Source organism: Klebsiella sp. SWET4 (genome assembly GCF_024296565.1).
Lineage (GTDB): Bacteria > Pseudomonadota > Gammaproteobacteria > Enterobacterales > Enterobacteriaceae > Klebsiella > Klebsiella variicola.
The window spans coordinates 1-2006 of the sequence record NZ_JANCOB010000034.1 but is presented as its reverse complement, the minus strand read 5'-3'; the positions used below and the strand labels follow the sequence as shown (position 1 = coordinate 2006).

The 2006-nt window shown below is 64.8% G+C and carries 2 protein-coding genes; both read left to right on the top strand.

Annotation, left to right across the window (positions count from 1 at the left end):
* Nucleotides 1–233, top strand: a 233-nt coding sequence (locus NKJ21_RS27285; protein ID WP_254733407.1) for a hypothetical protein, incomplete at its 5' end; no start/stop codon positions are given.
* Nucleotides 234–236: 3 nt separating this feature from the next.
* On the top strand, nucleotides 237–2006 hold a 1770-nt coding region (locus tag NKJ21_RS27280; RefSeq protein ID WP_254733405.1), incomplete at its 3' end, for a hypothetical protein.

Sequence of the window (2006 nt, the reverse complement as noted above, 5' to 3'; positions counted from 1 at the left end):
GCTGCCCGGGACTGGTCATACCGATCAATGTGGAGCACATGGCGCGCATCCTTCAGGCGATCGGCGAACTGGAGCGGGCGCGTGAACGCATTGATCCGCGTCGCTTCGAGCTCCTGTATGCGCCGAGCCTGCGCATCTTGGTCGACGACATCCTGCCGGACTTCCCGCAAACACTGCGAGGTGATGCCGATCAACGAATGCTGGCCCTCGCACCGCTTCCGCCGCTGGAGTGAGCGATGACGGCTTCCACGGCATTCCCTCTTCCCGCCGAAGCACGTGCGCCGCTTCGGATCTCGACACGCTCGGTGTGGTTGGATCAGGTCTGGCATCTCGACGGGCGTCGCCCTGGCAGCAACCGAGCTGACTTCTCGCTCGACTGGAGTTTTGTTCTTGCTGACGACAGCCGGTTCAGTGATCCGCGATGGGCTGACTGGCGAGAGGCGGCGAAGCTGTTCCTGTGGAGCCTGAAGCTCGACCCGCCTCCTGGGTACCGCAACGCTCATGAAATGACGATCGTCTCCGTCTTCAATAGGTTGCGGATGCTGATCCGCTGGATGGCGGCGCAGGGATATCGGTGCTTTGCCGATCTCGACCGCGACGCCTGCGACCGGTTTATGACGGCGATGGCGCAGCGTCCGGGCCGCAAGCCGGGTAAGCCGCTGAAGAGCACCACGCTGCAAAACCACGCCAATCTGCTGACGCGCCTTTATCTGCAGGGAGCAAAGTTCCCGGAAGTGGCGATCGCCGATCCATTCCCGGGGATCGCGCCGCCGTTCGTTCGCCGCGACCGGGGGTGGCTGCCTTATACGCCGGACGCGATCGCCGTGCCCCTGGTCTCGGCGGCGCTGCGGCTGATCGGGACGCCGGCCGACGACGTCATCGCTCTGCAGGCCCAGGCGCAGTCCGTCTATGACCATGCGCTCGCTAACGGGATCAGCCAGACGAAGGCCGGCTTCATCGTGACCGACGCAATCGCGCCGTTCACCTTCGCGACACTGCCTGGGGAGGAAGCTGCCTGGCACGAGGCGCCGGTCACCAGCACCAAGCAGCTGCGCTATGTCGCCGATCGCATTTACGACGCCTGCTTTGTGGTGGTCAGCTATCTGGTCGGCGCCCGGATCTCGGAGATCCTCGGCCTTCAGGTCGGCTGCATCGAGCAGCATCCTGCCGACGACGGCAGCGAGAGCTTCGCCTATCTCGTCGGGCGGATTTACAAGACGGCGCGTGGCATCGATGGCGAAGCCCATCGCTGGGTTGCGCCGGCACCCGTCGAGCGGGCTGTCGTGGTCATGGAGCGGCTGACCGCCCGCCTCCGGGCCCAAAGCGGACGAGACGATCTCTTCCTGGTGATGGCCAGCAACGGGTTGGTCGGTCCTGCCGCCCGCATTGACCTCCCCGTCGGCTCCACGATCATAAGGCGGCTGAATGATCTGTTTGCGCCGTTCATCGGCCTGCCGGACCACGAGGGCGAGCCCTGGCATCTGAACACGCATCAGGGCCGCAAGACGTTTGCCCGCTTCGTCGGCAAACGCGACCGCACAGGCCTGCATGCGCTTCAGGCGCACTTCGGTCATGTGACCCGGGCCATGACCGATCGTGGCTATGTCGGAACCGACTTCGCGCTCGACGATCTGATCGACCGGCATACTCAGGAAGAAACCCGCGCCGCCCTGGAAGAGGTGCTGACGGCGACGGCACTCGCCGGCAAGGGTGGACGCATGATCGCCGCTCGCTCGCAGTTCCGCGGACGCACACGCGACGGCGATGTCCAGGCTTATGTCCGCTTCCTGATGGAAGAGACCGACCTCCGCCTTGGGGTCTGCGACTGGGGCTATTGCGTCTATCGCGTCGAAACGGCTGCCTGCTTTGGCGACGAGCGTGGCCCGAATCCTGTGCTGAGAACCGAAAGCACGTGTCTCACCTGCGCCAACTTCGCCGTCACCGCCAGACACAGGCCTGTCTGGCAGGCCCGCCGCGATCGCAATGCCGATCTTCTCGGCCATCCT